12 protein-coding genes are annotated in these 15,489 nt (G+C 43.8%); 8 read left to right on the top strand and 4 right to left on the bottom strand.

Features of this window, described 5'->3' with window-relative positions; genetic code table 11:
- Window positions 1–201: 201 nt before the first annotated feature.
- Complete coding sequence (gene metG, locus QJS82_RS03235; RefSeq protein WP_426222304.1) at window positions 202–2,319, top strand: methionine--tRNA ligase; 2,118 nt, start codon at window positions 202–204, stop codon at window positions 2,317–2,319.
- Between the two features lie 131 nt (window positions 2,320–2,450).
- Window positions 2,451–3,398: an IS256 family transposase, variant Zn-binding type gene (locus QJS82_RS03230; RefSeq protein WP_438656648.1), complete on the top strand. Its 948-nt coding sequence runs from the start codon at window positions 2,451–2,453 to the stop codon at window positions 3,396–3,398.
- A 90-nt stretch (window positions 3,399–3,488) separates the two neighbouring features.
- On the opposite strand, the gene QJS82_RS03225 is transcribed toward QJS82_RS03230, so the two are convergent.
- The gene (locus QJS82_RS03225; RefSeq protein ID WP_087815041.1) at window positions 3,489–3,872 is read right to left on the bottom strand and encodes a hypothetical protein; all 384 of its coding nucleotides are present in this window, start codon (window positions 3,870–3,872) and stop codon (window positions 3,489–3,491) included.
- A gap of 61 nt (window positions 3,873–3,933) precedes the next feature.
- Complete coding sequence (locus QJS82_RS03220; RefSeq protein ID WP_281491201.1) at window positions 3,934–4,815, bottom strand: IS982 family transposase; 882 nt, start codon at window positions 4,813–4,815, stop codon at window positions 3,934–3,936.
- A 534-nt stretch (window positions 4,816–5,349) separates the two neighbouring features.
- On the opposite strand from QJS82_RS03220, the gene QJS82_RS03215 reads away from it, so the two are divergent.
- The 4 genes from QJS82_RS03215 to QJS82_RS03200 all read left to right on the top strand — a co-directional run bounded on the left by QJS82_RS03215 (window position 5,350) and on the right by QJS82_RS03200 (window position 9,628).
- On the top strand, window positions 5,350–6,399 hold the full coding sequence (locus QJS82_RS03215; protein WP_281491660.1) for an ABC transporter substrate-binding protein: 1,050 nt from the start codon (window positions 5,350–5,352) through the stop codon (window positions 6,397–6,399).
- 122 nt (window positions 6,400–6,521) lie between these two features.
- A complete protein-coding gene (locus QJS82_RS03210) occupies window positions 6,522–7,550 on the top strand; it encodes an ABC transporter substrate-binding protein (RefSeq protein ID WP_281491200.1) in 1,029 nt (342 codons plus the stop codon).
- Between the two features lie 352 nt (window positions 7,551–7,902).
- Window positions 7,903–8,802 carry an ABC transporter permease gene (locus tag QJS82_RS03205; protein ID WP_183620874.1) on the top strand — a complete coding sequence of 300 codons (900 nt, stop codon included), beginning with the start codon at window positions 7,903–7,905 and terminating at the stop codon, window positions 8,800–8,802.
- 31 nt (window positions 8,803–8,833) lie between these two features.
- Window positions 8,834–9,628 (top strand): ABC transporter ATP-binding protein, encoded by a 795-nt coding sequence (locus QJS82_RS03200; protein WP_183620875.1) that lies wholly within the window; start codon window positions 8,834–8,836, stop codon window positions 9,626–9,628.
- Window positions 9,629–9,709: 81 nt separating this feature from the next.
- Here the strand turns inward: QJS82_RS03200 and QJS82_RS03195 are convergent, their stop codons facing one another.
- On the bottom strand, window positions 9,710–10,384 hold the full coding sequence (locus QJS82_RS03195) for a response regulator transcription factor (protein WP_281491199.1): 675 nt from the start codon (window positions 10,382–10,384) through the stop codon (window positions 9,710–9,712).
- Window positions 10,385–10,473: 89 nt separating this feature from the next.
- Window positions 10,474–12,714, bottom strand: a complete 2,241-nt coding sequence (locus QJS82_RS03190; protein WP_281491198.1) for a sensor histidine kinase — start codon at window positions 12,712–12,714, stop codon at window positions 10,474–10,476.
- Window positions 12,715–12,961: 247 nt separating this feature from the next.
- Here QJS82_RS03190 and QJS82_RS03185 point away from each other — a divergent pair, with 247 nt between their 5' ends.
- Both QJS82_RS03185 and QJS82_RS03180 read left to right on the top strand, forming a co-directional pair.
- Entirely contained in the window at window positions 12,962–14,338 is a 1,377-nt protein-coding gene (locus tag QJS82_RS03185) for a cytochrome c (RefSeq protein WP_281491197.1), read from the top strand.
- A complete protein-coding gene (locus tag QJS82_RS03180) occupies window positions 14,338–15,306 on the top strand; it encodes a c-type cytochrome (protein ID WP_265088601.1) in 969 nt (322 codons plus the stop codon). Before QJS82_RS03185 ends, QJS82_RS03180 begins: the two co-directional genes overlap by 1 nt.
- The last annotated feature ends 183 nt before the right edge of the window (window positions 15,307–15,489 follow it).

The raw sequence follows: 15,489 nt of genomic DNA, 5'->3' as shown, positions 1-15,489 counted from the left end.
ACGTATTAATTAGTGAGGAATGTCACAAAATTGGCTGAATTACGGTATCATAGGCACACTTTTTTAATTTTTCTCTTTTTTGTAAGTTTTTAGACGTTTTTAGCATTGATGATTTAATATTAATCATATCGCGCCTGCTCGTCATAAAGCGCTTGAGACGTTTGATAACCAACCCGTTTATATAAAATATAGGTGATGAAAGTGCGTGAGATTCTAGTAACCAGTGCGCTGCCCTACGCCAATGGCTATATCCATTTGGGGCATCTTGTAGAGTATATTCAAACCGACATTTGGGTACGTGCGATGAAAGCGCAGGGCCATCAAGTCACCTATGTCTGTGCCGATGACGCTCATGGCACCGCCATTATGCTCAAAGCTGAAGCCAATGGCGTCACGCCAGAAGAGCAAATCGCCTCGGTAAAAGCCTCACATGAAGCGGACTTTGCCAAATTTTTGATTAATTTTGATAATTATCATTCAACGCATTCAGAAGAGAATCGGGAATTCTCTGAGCTGATTTATCGTCGCCTTAATAGCGCCGGACATATCAGCACAAAGGATGTGAAGCAGCTTTTTGACCCTGAAAAGCAGCTATTTTTAGCCGATCGTTTTGTCAAAGGAGAGTGCCCTGAATGCGGCGCGCTTGACCAATATGGCGATAACTGTGAAGTGTGCGGTACCACCTATGATGCGACCGACCTTATCAATCCGCATTCAACGTTATCAAATGCGACGCCAGTACTTAAAACTTCTAAGCATTATTTCTTTGACTTACCAGAATTTGAGCAGTTCTTAAAAGATTGGACCCGTAGCGAAAATCGCTTGCAAACGTCGGTCGCCAATAAACTGCAAGAATGGTTTGACGCTGGCTTGACCAGCTGGGATATCTCGCGTGATGCGCCCTACTTTGGTTTCCAAATTCCAGATACGCCAAGCGATGAGCCAGACAAGTACTTTTATGTGTGGCTAGATGCGCCAGTCGGCTATATGGCAAGCTTTAAAAACCTATGCGATAAGCGCGAAGGTACCGACCAAGCGCTTGATTTTGACCGTTACTGGATGCAAGAAAACGAGCACAAAACCGAGGTTTATCATTTCATCGGTAAAGACATCGTTTACTTCCATGCGCTATTTTGGCCAGCGATGCTTGCGGGTAGTGAATTCCGTACCCCAACGGGCGTTTTTGCCCACGGTTTCTTGATGGTCAATGGCGAAAAAATGAGTAAGTCACGCGGCACCTTTATCAAAGCCGAAACTTACGCGGAACACTTACATCCTGAATACTTGCGTTATTATTTTGCTAGTAAGCTGTCTGACAAAGTTGAAGACATCAACCTTGATTTAGAAGATTTTATGCAAAAGGTCAACTCTGACTTGGTGGGTAAAGTGGTCAATATCGCCAGTCGTAGCGCCGGTTTTATCGTGAAGAAATACGACGGTATGCTGTCTGAGGTTTGCGTAGAGTCTGAATTATTAGAAGATATTACCAAAACCGGTGATGAGATTGCCGCCGCTTATGAAAACCGTGAGTTCTCGCGTGCGATGCGCTTAATCATGCAGTGCGCCGATAAAGCTAATGAATATATCGACGAGAAAAAACCTTGGTCGCTTGCCAAGCAAGAAGGGTCTGAGCAAGAAGTTCAAGACGTCTGCTCGGTGGCGATTAATATCTTCCGCCAATTGATGGTTTATCTGGCGCCAGTATTACCTGAGCTGACGGCCAATGCCAAAGAATTCTTAAATATTGACGATTTAAGCTTTGCTAGCCGTAATGAGTGGTTGCTTGGTCATAAAATCAATAAATTTAAACCTTTAATGCAGCGTATCGAAGAAAAAGACGTTGCGGCAATGGTTGAAGACTCAAAGGCCTCATTGGCGCAAGCAGAAGCCCCTACTACTAGCAGCGATAATAATTCAGATAATAAAACAGCGGCAGTAAACACTCAGCCAGCAGAAAAGGCTGATACTGATACCAATGCTGAACAAGCTGACTATATCGGTATCGAAGACTTTGCCAAAGTTGAGATGAAAGTGGCGCACGTCTTAGCCTGTAATTATGTCGAAGGCGCGGATAAGCTTTTACAATTTACCCTAGACGTTGGCGAAGACAAACCGCGTAATGTCTTTAGCGGTATCCGTAAGTTTTATGAGCCTGAGCAATTACTGGATAAAAAGGTGATTTGCGTCACCAATCTTGCGCCGCGTAAGATGAAATTTGGCATCTCAGAAGGGATGGTGCTATCAACGGGCAATCCAAAAACTCAGTTAACGGTAGTGACTTTACCGGACAACTGCGTGATTGGTGATGTGCTGGCTTAAAAACGTTAAATTAAGTAACAATTAAAGAACAAAAAAACGGTCGCCATAGACCGTTTTTTTGTTCTTATGTGAAAAACAGGTGTAATGGACATTATTCATGCTGGCGTAGGGTCTAACGCTATATACTGTCTATATTTGCAAGGAATCAACGCCATGAATCAAAAAACTGCCCTTTTTGTCATGATAAACACACCAAGAAGAATGGACGCAAGCTAGGCAAACAACAGTATCAATGTCTAGTTTGCAGACGGCAGTTTTTAGGTGGCAAAAGACTCAATAACCAGACCCTTTGGACTGAATATACCCAAGGAAAACAGACCTACAAACAACTGGCTGACAAATACCATTGTAGTCTTAAAACCATTCAAAGACGTTTAGACAAAGTCAGTATCCAGTATCAAGTTAAACGACCGAATACTGCTAACATCATCATGGATACCACTTACTTCGGTCGTAAGTTCGGTTTAATGGTTTTTATGGACAATACCACTAAAGCCGTTCTTTACTACGCGATAGTCAGTCATGAAACCAACAGTGCCTACAAGCAAGGAATTGATCATCTAGCATCGTTAGGCGTTGATGTACAAAGTATTACCTGTGATGGTAGACGAGGACTGCGTACGTTATTTACCCACACCCCTTGCCAGATGTGCCAGTTTCATCAGGTGCAAATAGTGACTCGTTACCTCACTCGTCGACCTAAGAATATCGCAAGTATTGAGCTTAGACGGCTCACTTTAAACTTAACACAGCTTAATAAAGCTGACTTCATAGAGCACTTAGATTATTGGTTGTTAACTCATGAAGACTATCTTAATGAGCGTAGTACCAATGACGATAACAGTAGAACGTGGTACACGCATAAGCGTCTTAGAAGTGCTTATCGCAGCCTCAGAACCAATAGCGATTGGCTATTCACTTATCAAGAATATGAGCACTTAGACATACCAAATACCACCAATTCTCTTGAAGGATTATTCAGTGAGTTAAAGCGACAATTACACAGTCATCACGGTCTAAGTGAGCAGCGTAAGTTGCGGTTTATTAAAGACTTTTTAGGGTCAAAGTCACTCAAATAGCATGAATTATGTCCATTAGCGACTACCTTCTACTTTTTAGCATGAATTTTGTCCATTACACCGAAAAACAATAGAAAGTAAGCTTGCTGTTTATCTAGTTAAAATATCAATGATCTGCAACGTATCATTAATGACCGTCACAATTTTATTTTCTGGCGTGCGAATACGAACGTAGCGGTCATCATAACGGTCTAAAATTACCGAACGATCATAAATATTCCTATCAATCTTGCCGACTACTCTGTAACCGTATTGATCAAGATCACGTTTGAATGAGGCATTAGGGCTAGCATTGCGATAAGCGTTGATATTAGGTTGGGCGTTGCTATGATGGTTATAACCTTTATTGATATAAACCGCTTTGCCCTTGGCATTTCCATTTCCATTTCCATCTTTTGCCGTAGCAGGTAAGCAAATCAATGAGGTAGCAGTAATGCCAGCGATGGTTAATAGTTTAAGATTAGAAGTGTTCATAATGTTACCCTTAAAATATGCGTTTGAAAAATATTAAGTAGATATTAGAGTGACCCCACTCTCAACTTGAAATAAGCAAATCAAACTGAAGAGGCGGATTACCAAGTTTTTTGTTGAGTACAAAGCACAGATTATGCGACAGAATCTTACGAATCAATCGATGAGACAAATGCCATAAATCTCTTGCTCTCACTCTTTGTATATTAAATCGTTCTGATAGCTGACCAATGACTGTTTCAACGATACGGCGGGCTTTCATTAGCCGCCTTACCACAGGTTTGGGTCTATCCTCTTTCATGTTGGCTCTGAGTGGCGTTTGTAAATCCACACCTTGAGCATTGTAGTACGATGTCAGACTAGGGCTGATATACCCTTTATCAGCGCCAAGTAGCCCATGAATATGAGTGGTGATTTCTGGGGCAACCGCTCTTTCATCAACATTGGCAGGAGCAAAGGTAAAGCCTTTAATCATGCCCGATAAGTTAACAAGCAAATGGCCTTCAAAGCCATAGTACCTCTCTTGCTTAGCGGCACAGTAGCTAAAAGCTGCTAAGTCTTGATAATTCTTATGCCGATAAGCGCGTCCATAATGACAGACGGGTATCGGAAAGCCATCCATAAAATGAATGTTGTCACGGCCCTCAAGTTGACTGACTTTATCTTGTATCTGCTGTTTGACTTGCCACAGATTGGCGCAATGCTTTGCGAAGTTAGGATATGAGCCGATGGCTGGAAACCAGGCTTGCCAATGCTGGGTAAAGTATTGCCAAATCTGTTTGTCTTGATCAAGGTTTAAAAATTCACCGACCATCTCCATGCAAATGATCTCAGGATCACTCAGCTTTGGTGCGTAACCTGCACCTCGCAAGGGTTTGGTGACGACTATTTTGTAATATTGCTCTACCATTAAATAGATATTGATGATAAATTCGTCTATGGGCATCTCATGACTCCGTTGTATTCTTGGTCGAAAACAATAGATTAGTGAGGTGCTCTTCTTTTTTCAATCACTTTCGAAGTTGAGAGTGGGGTTAGAGTGGGTTGTACATTCACCAAGTCAGCATAATAGTAATGTGAATTTTGGACTCACTATAATTCTCGTGTAAAAACTAGCTTATGTTAATTATGAAGGGCGTTCGTAATAGATGCGTTGCTAGCTTGTAAGCTTTTTGATTGTAATCTTACCAAATAAAAAGATGCTTTCGTGGCATCTTTTTTATTGCCCAAAATTCATTGGTAACTATGTATAAAGAATCTGATAACGAAATTATTTATCTAACAAAAATTGATTTAAATCCTCCTTTCTAAAGCTAATGACAAACGCGTTTTATTTTCTTATTGCCATAAGTTACATTACTGTCATAATATGGACGTAATGATCAATGGATTGATTACCTTAATGTTAGCCCGTTATCTCAGCATGCACATAACATTGACTCGGGTAACCTGCACCTTTTAACCTATGAGCCAAAATAAAATGACCTTTGCCACTACTTTACGCCTTAGCCTGTGCGGCGCTGCTATTAGCGCGGCGCTTGGATTAACCGCCTGCTCTAATAATGCTACTGACCCTGCGGCCACTGCTGATGACAGCGCAACTAGCGATAAGCCTGCCAAAACCTTGGCCATCACCCAGATTGTCGAGCATCCTTCTTTAGATGAGATGCGCCGTGGCATTATTGATGAGCTGGCTGAAAATGGTTATGTAGAAGGTCAAAACCTAAAAGTTAACTTTCAAAGCGCGCAAGGTAATACCGCAACTGCAGGGCAAATTGCTAAGCAATTCGCTGGTGACAATCCAGATGCTATCGTCGCCATCTCAACACCATCTGCGCAATCAATCGTGGCGTCGACCAAAACCGTTCCCGTTATTTATACCGCCATCTCAGACCCTGTGGCCGCGAAGCTGATTGACGAAAATGATGTACCTATCCAAACCAACGTGACCGGTCTGTCGAGCAAATTACCCATCGAGCCGCAGTTAGACAATATTCAAAAAATCGTGCCCAATGTGAAAACCATTGGTTATGTCTATAGCCCAGGCGAAGCCAATTCGGTGGTGGTCCTTAAACAACTTGAAAAAGCGGCACCAGCACGCGGGCTTAAGATATTGGGCGTAACTGCTAACCGTCCTACCGATGTTGCGATGGCAACTCGTAGTCTTGCAGGAAAGGTAGAGGTCATTTATACCTCATTGGACAACAACGTGGTTTCGGCTTTTGAATCCATGGCCAGTGCGGCTAATGAGCTTGATATCCCAGTCATTGCCTCAGATGAATTTAGCGTCAGACGCGGTGCGACTGCGGCGCTTGGGGTTAATGACTATGATTTTGGTCGTACCACGGGCAAAATGGTTTATCGGGTATTAAATGGTGAAGCTACCAAAGATATCGCACCGCAAGTGATGAACACCTTAACGCTATATGTCAGCCCAAAACACGCCGCTGAACAAGGTACCAGCCTATCAGCAGACTTACTTAAAAACGCCATCAATGTCGATAAAGAAGCACAAAAGACCAGTAAGTAATCGCTGGCAAAACAGCAGTGAGCATTGAATAGAAAGACCGTGATTAACAAGCAGTCAGCGCTACCTTTTATTTATCTTTTATATAATGTACGGACACATTATTATTTTCAGGAGTCAGACCCATGTTGTATCAAAATCGTTTTGCAAAAGCTTTATTATGGGGCGGTGTTTGCACCGCTATCTTGACCGGCTGTAACCAACCAGCACAAGATGCCAACACCACTGACGGCGCTGCAACAGGTGGCGATGCCAAAGCTGCCATGAAAACGGTCGCTATTACCGCCATCGTTGAGCATCCAGCACTCGATGACGTACGTAAAGGTGTTATCGATGAATTAAATGACGCTGGCTTTAAAGAAGGTGAGAATTTAACCATCAACTTCCAAAGCGCCCAAGGCAATACCGCTACCGCCGGTCAGATTGCTAAGCAATTCGTCGCTGATGCACCAGATGTCATCGTTGCCATTGCAACGCCATCGGCTCAGTCTGTGGCTGCCTCTACCAGCACCATTCCTATGGTATTCTCAGCAGTGACTGACCCTGTAGCAGCCAAACTGGTGCCCAAACTTGATGGCTCTGGTACCAACGTTACCGGTGCTTCGGATGCCCTGCCTTATGCACCGCAAATCGATTTGATGCGTCAAATTATCCCAAGCTTAAAAAACGTCGGTTATGTTTATAGCCCAGGCGAAGTTAACTCAACCATCGTTTTAAAGGCATTGAAAGATAACCTAACTCCACTAGGTATCAACGTACACGAAGCACCAGCTCAGCGTAGTAACGATATCGCGATGGCTGCTCGTAGTCTTGAGGGTAAAGTCGATATAATTTATACCTCAACCGATAATAACGTCGTTTCAGCGTATGAGTCACTGTACCAAATCGCTAAAGAAAGTAAGATTCCACTAATTGCCTCTGATACCAGCTCTGTTGAGCGCGGTGCCGTTGCGGCTTTAGGGGTAAACTATTACGATTTGGGCCGCGAAACTGGTAAAATCGTTACGCGTATTTTAAACGGTGAAAAAGCCGGTGCTATCCCTGTTTATACCCCGCAATCGCTTGATTTATATGTCAGTCCAAAAAATGCGAAAGCCGAAGGCATTACTTTGCCACAAGCCGTTATCGATAAAGCAAAAGTAGTGGTAGAATAACTGCGACTTCTGGTATCGCACCGATAGACGGTAATTTTTATCAATTATCGTCTATGGGCGATACCGCTATTTATTTAGCGCAGACAAAACCCAGCTATCAGTCAGTAGGCTGGGCTTGTTTTTTAAAGGCTTTAAATGAGCAAGATTTATGATTATGCGTAATAATGACGAGTCTTGTTTTACCCTAGCTGCAGATAACCCAATCTGTTAAATTCACCGCTTCGTCGTTTAGCTAAAATTCACGTATAGATTCATTTATAAATAAAATAGCGCCGCTATATAGCGCTCACTTATCCTATGAATCACTAGAATGTTATTTGCTAAACGCTTGGTTATGACTTACTGATCTCTTATGTCTTTAATTGCTTTTTTTGGTGCGCTTGAAAGTGGTCTGATTTATGGCCTAGTGGCGCTTGGCGTCCTAATCTCATTTCGTACCCTCGACTTTCCAGATTTGACCGCTGACGGTAGCTTCCCGTTAGGTGGCGCCGTCGCTGGTATTTCTATCATTGCCGGTATCAATCCTTGGCTTGCTTGCGCCTTTGGTATGCTAGCAGGGTCAGTTGCCGGTATTGTCACCGCATGGCTACACGTCAAACTCGGCATTTTGCAGCTGCTTGCCAGTATTCTTGTGATGGTTGCCTTATATTCTGTCAATCTACGGATTATGGGTGCGCCAAACTTGCCACTATTGGGTGAAACCACGGTCTTTAGTACCTTGGTCCATGATGGCAATGGTTACTGGATGCGCTGCTTAATTATTGGTGTTGTCGTGCTACTGGCCATGTTATTTTTAAACTGGTTTTATAGTACCGAGACGGGTTTATCGATGCGTGCGACCGGCTCAAACCTACGTATGGCACAGGCGCAAGGTATCAACACCTCGTGGATGACCATCATCGGTATGGCGATTTCCAACGGTTTGATTGCTCTAGCGGGTGCGCTATTTGTGCAGACGCAAGGTGGCGCAGATATCTCGATCGGTATCGGTACCATTGTCATTGGTTTGGCAGCGGTCATCATCGGTGAGACTATTATTCCGGCCAAGCGGATTTGGCTGATTACCTTTGCCGTGGTCGTCGGTGCGGTATTGTACAAGCTGTTTATTCAGGTTGCCCTATCGAGCGATACGCTACGTAGTATCGGTTTTGGTCCGCAGGATTTAAACTTGATTACAGCGCTGCTCGTGGTATTGGCCTTGGTATTGCCCAAAGCTAAAAATAAATTTTTAAGTCGTAAAGTTCGGGCTTAATGTCAATGTGCAACCATAAGGAATAATTATTATGATGCAAGCTACAGATTTGCGGTTGACCTTTAATCCTGGAACGCCCATTGAAAACCCTGCCCTACGCGGTATCAATCTGAATATCGCTGATGGTGAATTTGTCACTGTTATCGGTACCAATGGCGCGGGTAAATCGACCTTTTTAAATGCGGTCAGTGGCACCACACGCGTCGATAGTGGTTCAATCTTGTTAAATGGCATCGATGTCACCAAAAAAACCGCGCATCAACGTGCCCATTGGGTCGCTCGTGTCTTCCAAGACCCGATGGCGGGAACTTGTGAGGCGCTAACCATTGAAGAAAATATGGCGCTTGCCTATAAGCGCGGTGGCAAACGTGGTTTAAGCTTTGCGCTAAACCAAAACAACCGTGACTTATTTCGCGAGAAACTGTCAGTATTAAAATTGGGTTTAGAAAATCGCTTAACTGACCGTATGGGCCTGTTATCCGGTGGTCAACGTCAAGCCGTTAGCTTGCTGATGGCATCATTGCAACCATCTAAGATTCTACTGCTTGATGAGCATACGGCTGCCCTTGACCCTAAGACTGCGGCTTTTGTTTTAGAATTAACGGACAAAATCGTCACGGACAATCAGCTTACCACGATGATGGTCACTCACTCGATGCAGCAGGCATTAGCCCATGGCACGCGTACCGTGATGCTCCATCAAGGACAAGTAGTACTCGATGTCGCAGGCGATATTCGTAAAGGCATGAATGTGCATGATTTACTTGATATGTTTGAGCAAACTCGCGGTGAAAAAGTCGAAGATGACAGCTTGATATTAAGCTAAATCATTTAGCAAAATATTTTGAATTTAAAAAAATAAAACGCCTGTTTAATAGCAGGCGTTTTTTTATGACTGTTTTAGTTATTAAGAATCAAGCATGACCAATTTTTGAATCAACTCACTGACATGCTGCGCTTGCATTTTTTTCATCACTTGTGAGCGATGTACCTCTACCGTACGGACCGATATATCTAAATGATCGGCGATATTTTTATTCAGATTGCCTTGCAGTAACTCATTGGCTACCTGCTTTTCTTTCTCGGTCAGCTGCGCATAGAGTTTTTTAATATTATAAAGCTGAGCACGTTTGATTGTTAAGGCTTGTGCACGCGCAAGCGCTTCTTGTAAACGGTGACTATTAATCGGTTTTTCGAGATAATCAGCGGCTCCTTGTTTGAGCATGTTGACTGCATCAGCAATCTCACCCTTGCCAGTTAACGCAATAAACCCTATCGGACTGTCATGTTTATTAAGATACGCTTGTAGTGCCTGACCGCTCATTTCTGGCATCATTAGATCACTGACCACCACTGCTCGGCGATAGATATCGACTTGCTGTAAAAATATCAGAGCACTTGACCATACTTGGGTCGGTAATCCTAAGCTGCTAATCAGAAAATCACAGGATGTACGCACACTTTCTTCATCGTCGATGATATGAATCAGCAGAGGTTCGCTAATAATAGCAGCTGAACCATTACCAGCTGTTTGAGAATCTAAGTGTTTTAAGTGCTTATTGAGATGATGCTGAGCATTCATACGCAACCTTATGATTAAGTTAATTTACAAAGTTTATAAGCGCTTGGTTGTTTATAACTCTCTTATGCTTACTTTCTCTTTTGATTGCTTTATTTCTCAGTATTATCAGCCAAATGCAGCGGCAGATAAAAAGATACTTGCGCACCAATCTTATTTGCTGGCGTGTAAGTATTTTCAGTGTTCATCAAGCGCACTTTACCATTTAAGTTACGCTTAAAGCGTTGCTGATAACCGTCTAACGCTTGTATGCAATTAAGCTCCTGCTGCACTTCGATATTGCTAAGCTGCATCATACCGTCGAGTGATTTGCACAAGCGCTGACATATCATCAAACCCAAGCCTAAACCATTGGCTTTGGTTGATTTAGTGGCGTAATGATTGGGTAGACGCTGCTGCGATTTACTCTCGACTAGCTGCTTATTACCAGCTAACGGTTTATGGTCAAGCAACTGCGCCTCATCAAAACCGCCTGCATCATCGGTTATATGCAATACTATATAGGATTTGCCATTATAATCTTCTGCCTGACAACGTAACATTATCTGTGTCGCCCCTTGCTGCTCAGCATTGACCATACTGTTCATCAATAACTGGTCAAGAACTAGATTTGGCAACTGCAACGATGGATAGTCGCTCGTTAGCCAAAAACTCATGGCTGACGCCTTTTCACCTATGAGCAATATACACTGCTCATAGGTAGTGGCGATATCCACCCTCACTTCATCCGGCTGTGAGCGCCCTGCCCAGCGCCGAATATTACTGATAACAGCCGCAACCCGTTCGGTTTCATTGACAATTTGCTGCAATGCAATTTCTGTTGCTTGTTTATTATCTGCCACTTGTTTGTCTGTTGCTTGTTTATCAGTTAGCGACTTTTCTACCGCAGTCAAACTATTTACTGAGTTTTTATCCAACCCTGTCCATTCTTGACTGCTTTGACTGCTTTGACTGTTTTGACTGCGAATCAGTAATCCTTGGGCATAATTTTGAATGGTCGCCAGCGGCTGATTGATTTCATGGGCGATTGATCCACTCATCTCACCGATGACAGCGAAGCGTTCTGATTGACGTAGCTGCTGGTCATAATCACGAATCAATCGATTTTGCAGGGTTATTTTTTGCCGCCGTCGCCATGCCAGCCAACTCATCCACGCATAATTTACTGTTGATATCAAAATAATTAAAACAATAATCGCCATCCACAATCGATGCGCCTTTACCCATTCAACCATATGCGCGCCCAGCTGCTTTTGAGCGGGATGACGGTTCATATCATAGAGGATACGCTCAGCATTACTACTCGATTCGGGTGGTAGCCAGCGCTGTCCTATTCCTAACAACGCTTGCTCTGATTGACTTGTACCAAATAGATTTTGATTAATCTGTCGCACCAAAGCATTTGGCGCTTGCTCGGTCGCCGCCAATGTCCAATTTGGATATATAGGCGTTGAAGATTGACAGCTAGAAGTGGTCGTAACAGGGTGAATAAGGCGGTATTGTTTCTCGCTAACTTTCCCTTGTCGTGCCATCTCTTCCATCAAGCAAAGTGGCGCTATTGCTGCGTCTACGCTGCCATTCGCTAGTGCATTTAACGTGCGTTCAATAGGATAACCGACGAACTGGGTCTGATAACGGTTGGACGGCACACCGTTTTGTTGTAATAAATGCGCGACCAATAGATAACCACCAAAAGCCTCGGCATCGACGGCAGCAATTTTACGCTGCTGCAAATCTTGCAGCTGATAAATGCCGCTGTCCGCCTTTACCCAAAGTGCACTGGCGACTTCTTCCATGGCGCTAGGTTCTTTTAACGGACCACCCTGACTGAGCTTATTAAATTCATTGGCTAAGCTAACCGTTGCGGAAAACTGCTTATCAGCGGTTTTGGTGTTAAAACCTTTTTCATTAAAGTTTTTACCATTGATATCAGCAGGCGCAGTCAATTTAGCTGGCGCCGTATCGGCTTGCAAGGTCGCAAGCCAGCGCCAATGGGTGGTATTCATTTTAATCAGCTGTACTTGTGGACCAAGCACTAAGGCAAATTGCTGCGCCTCAATTTCCTGCTGCCAATTCTCTAATGCTAGCGGCACTAAGACTACTGTGTCCTCTTGTAGCTGCTCGTTAAGCTGATTGAGCCAAGGTTGCCAGCGTTCTTGCGCAACTGTTTCGCCTTGCGGCGCCAGCACGCCTAAATAATACGTCTGGGCGTTTGCCATCGACATAACCAAGCAAGCATTTAATGCCATCAGAGCTTTCCACACTTTCAACGCCCTAAAGGTTATGGTTCTAAGCGCAATTTTCGATAAAAAATCAATGGTATTTATAGGCATTATTTGCGACTTAAGACGTCCAAGTTTGTAAAATTTATTAAAACCATATGATTAATGTGGTTTTCCACAATATCAGCATATTACGCCATATTCTATACTACATAGCAAAATTGTATCTTTTAATTGGCTGAGCTTAATGATTGCTATCGAATATAAAAATCAGGCATTACCAATAAGCCTTACAACATAGATAGCGACAGTAAGCGCAGTAATATTTTTATAGCCTATTTTTATGGAGGGCAGGCTTATGAAAAAGTGGCCATTAATCATTATTATGGCAGCCATTGTCGGGCTGATTTTAGCGTTTATCATTGGGCAAATACTGCCTAATATGCGCACGAGTAGCAGTGACATCGAGGTCAATATCACCGACCCTGCACTTATTAAACAAGGGGAATACGTCGCGCGTACCGCTGACTGTGTTGCTTGTCATACCACGTTAGATGGCGAGACTTATGCAGGCGGCCTGCCTATGCTGACACCACTGGGTGCCATTTATTCAACCAACATTACCCCTGATAAAGAAACCGGTATTGGTCAGTATACCTTTACTGACTTTAAGAATGCCGTCAAGCATGGCGTGCGTCGTGATAATAAAGCCCTTTACCCTGCGATGCCCTATCCTTCTTATCAGCTTATGCCAGATGAAGATTTGGCCGCGATGTACGCCTTTTTTATGTCAGACGTCAAACCCGTCAAGCAAGCCAACTTAAAAAGTGAGTTACCACCGGTGGCAAACTGGCGTTGGCCCTTAGCATACTGGCAAGCAATGTTTGACCCAAAACGTGAGTTTGTCGCTGAAAGTGATGATGCAGTGTTGGCTCGTGGACAATACTTAGTTGAAGGTCCTGGACACTGCGGCTCTTGCCATACTGGCCGCGGTATTGGCTTCCAAGAAATCGCCTTAAATAATGCCGACTCAGAAGAATATTTGAGCGGTGCGGTTATCGATGGCTGGCGCGCCAAAAGTATTCGCGGTGAACATCGCGGTTTGGGTACGTGGACGGTCGCAGAACTGAATGACTTCTTTAAAACCGGTCGCACTGATACCACGGCTGCCTTTGGCGCCATGGCCGAAGTGGTCGAGCACAGCACGCAATATATGACAGACTATGATATCAACGCCATGTCATCTTATCTAAAGACTTTAACGCCCGCGCCAAATAAAGAAAAAACCTTGCCGGCGAAAAAAGACATTACCACGCAAAAACTGCTTGATGGCAACTATGATTCGCGCGGTTCAATCTTGTACGCCGAGTATTGCCAAGTTTGTCACCGTGCCGATGGTAAAGGCGTGGCGCGTATCTTCCCAGCCCTTGATGGCAATAGTGCGGTATATGCGAAAAATGCCGACTCGGTACTACAAATCACCTTGAGCGGTGGTCGCATGCCAGAAACTCCGCACGACCGCATGGCCTTTACCATGCCTGAATTCACTAACCTAAGTGATGCCGATGTGGCAGAAGTGGTCAACTATGTACGTAATAGCTGGACCAACCAAGCGCCTGAAATCGGTGTCGATGATGTGGTAAAAATGCGCGCTTTCCTCGCCAAAAAACCAAAAACCAGTACCGATATCGCCCCAGACTTAAGTATTGATGCGCAAACAAAAGGAGCAAAATAATGAAAAACTCTCCACACAACCTGCCTGCTATTGTTAGCGTTATCTCTCAGAAAATGAAAATGAGCAAACTGACCACCGCTGTTCTGACTGCCTCAGTGGTTAGTATCGCCGCTATCAGTAGCGGTTGCTCACAGCCAGAGCCTATCGAGCAAAATGCCCCTAAATATGGCTTAGTTACTGCTGATGATGCCAACGAAGATGTCGGTACCTATGTGCTGCCGCAAGATACCTCTATCTTGGATGAGCCAAACGCTGATGAGATTTTTTATGGCAAACGCTTATTAAACGAAACCAAGCGTTTATTGCCCGAGCACGTTGGCGCGCAAATGAACTGTAATAGTTGCCATATCTCGCAAGGTAAAATCCCGCTTGGCGACCCCTACATCAACAGTTATAATTTCTACCCGCGCGTAATGCCACGTGCTGGTAAAGAAGTTGATTTAACCAAGCGCATTAATGGCTGTTTTCAGCGCTCGATGAATGGCAAACCTTTAAAACCTGAATCACCTGAAATGCTAGCGATGTTGGCCTATATGAAATGGCTGTCCCAAAATACGCCGAAAGAACAAAAGGTCGATATCCAAAACGCTGGTAAAGTGGATGAATCTTTGGTTGGCAATCCTGTACGCGGTGAAAAAATCTACCAAGTACAATGCGCCACCTGTCATGGTGATAACGGCGAAGGCATGAAAGACAGTCGCGGCGATATTGTCTTCCCGCCATTATGGGGCGATGAATCCTTTAACATTGGCGCTGGGTTGGCGCGTACTTATAAAGCCGCGGCTTTTGTTAAGTACAATATGCCAATGGGCATTCAGACCAAAGGCTTATGGGGTCATGGTAACGTGCTGAGTGACCAAGATGCTATCGATGTCGCTGAATTTTTCACCCATCAACCGCGTCCCGACTTTGCTGGTAAAGTAAATGACTGGCCAAATGGCAACAAACCTAAAGATGCCCGTTATTAAATGCGCTAGCCTGACAACATATCAGTCATGCTGATTTATAAAATAAAAAAACCTCAAACGCATCATTTGCTTTGAGGTTTTTTGTTATCTATAAGTAATGAAAGTCAATATTTCTTATCAGCCATTATATAGTAGCACTTAATGTAGTAGCACTTAACATAATCACTTTTATTATAGTAGCCC

Source organism: Psychrobacter maritimus (assembly GCF_029953575.1).
Lineage (GTDB): Bacteria > Pseudomonadota > Gammaproteobacteria > Pseudomonadales > Moraxellaceae > Psychrobacter > Psychrobacter maritimus.
The sequence above is the reverse complement of the archived record's forward strand: the minus strand, read 5'-3'. Positions and strand labels throughout refer to the sequence as shown.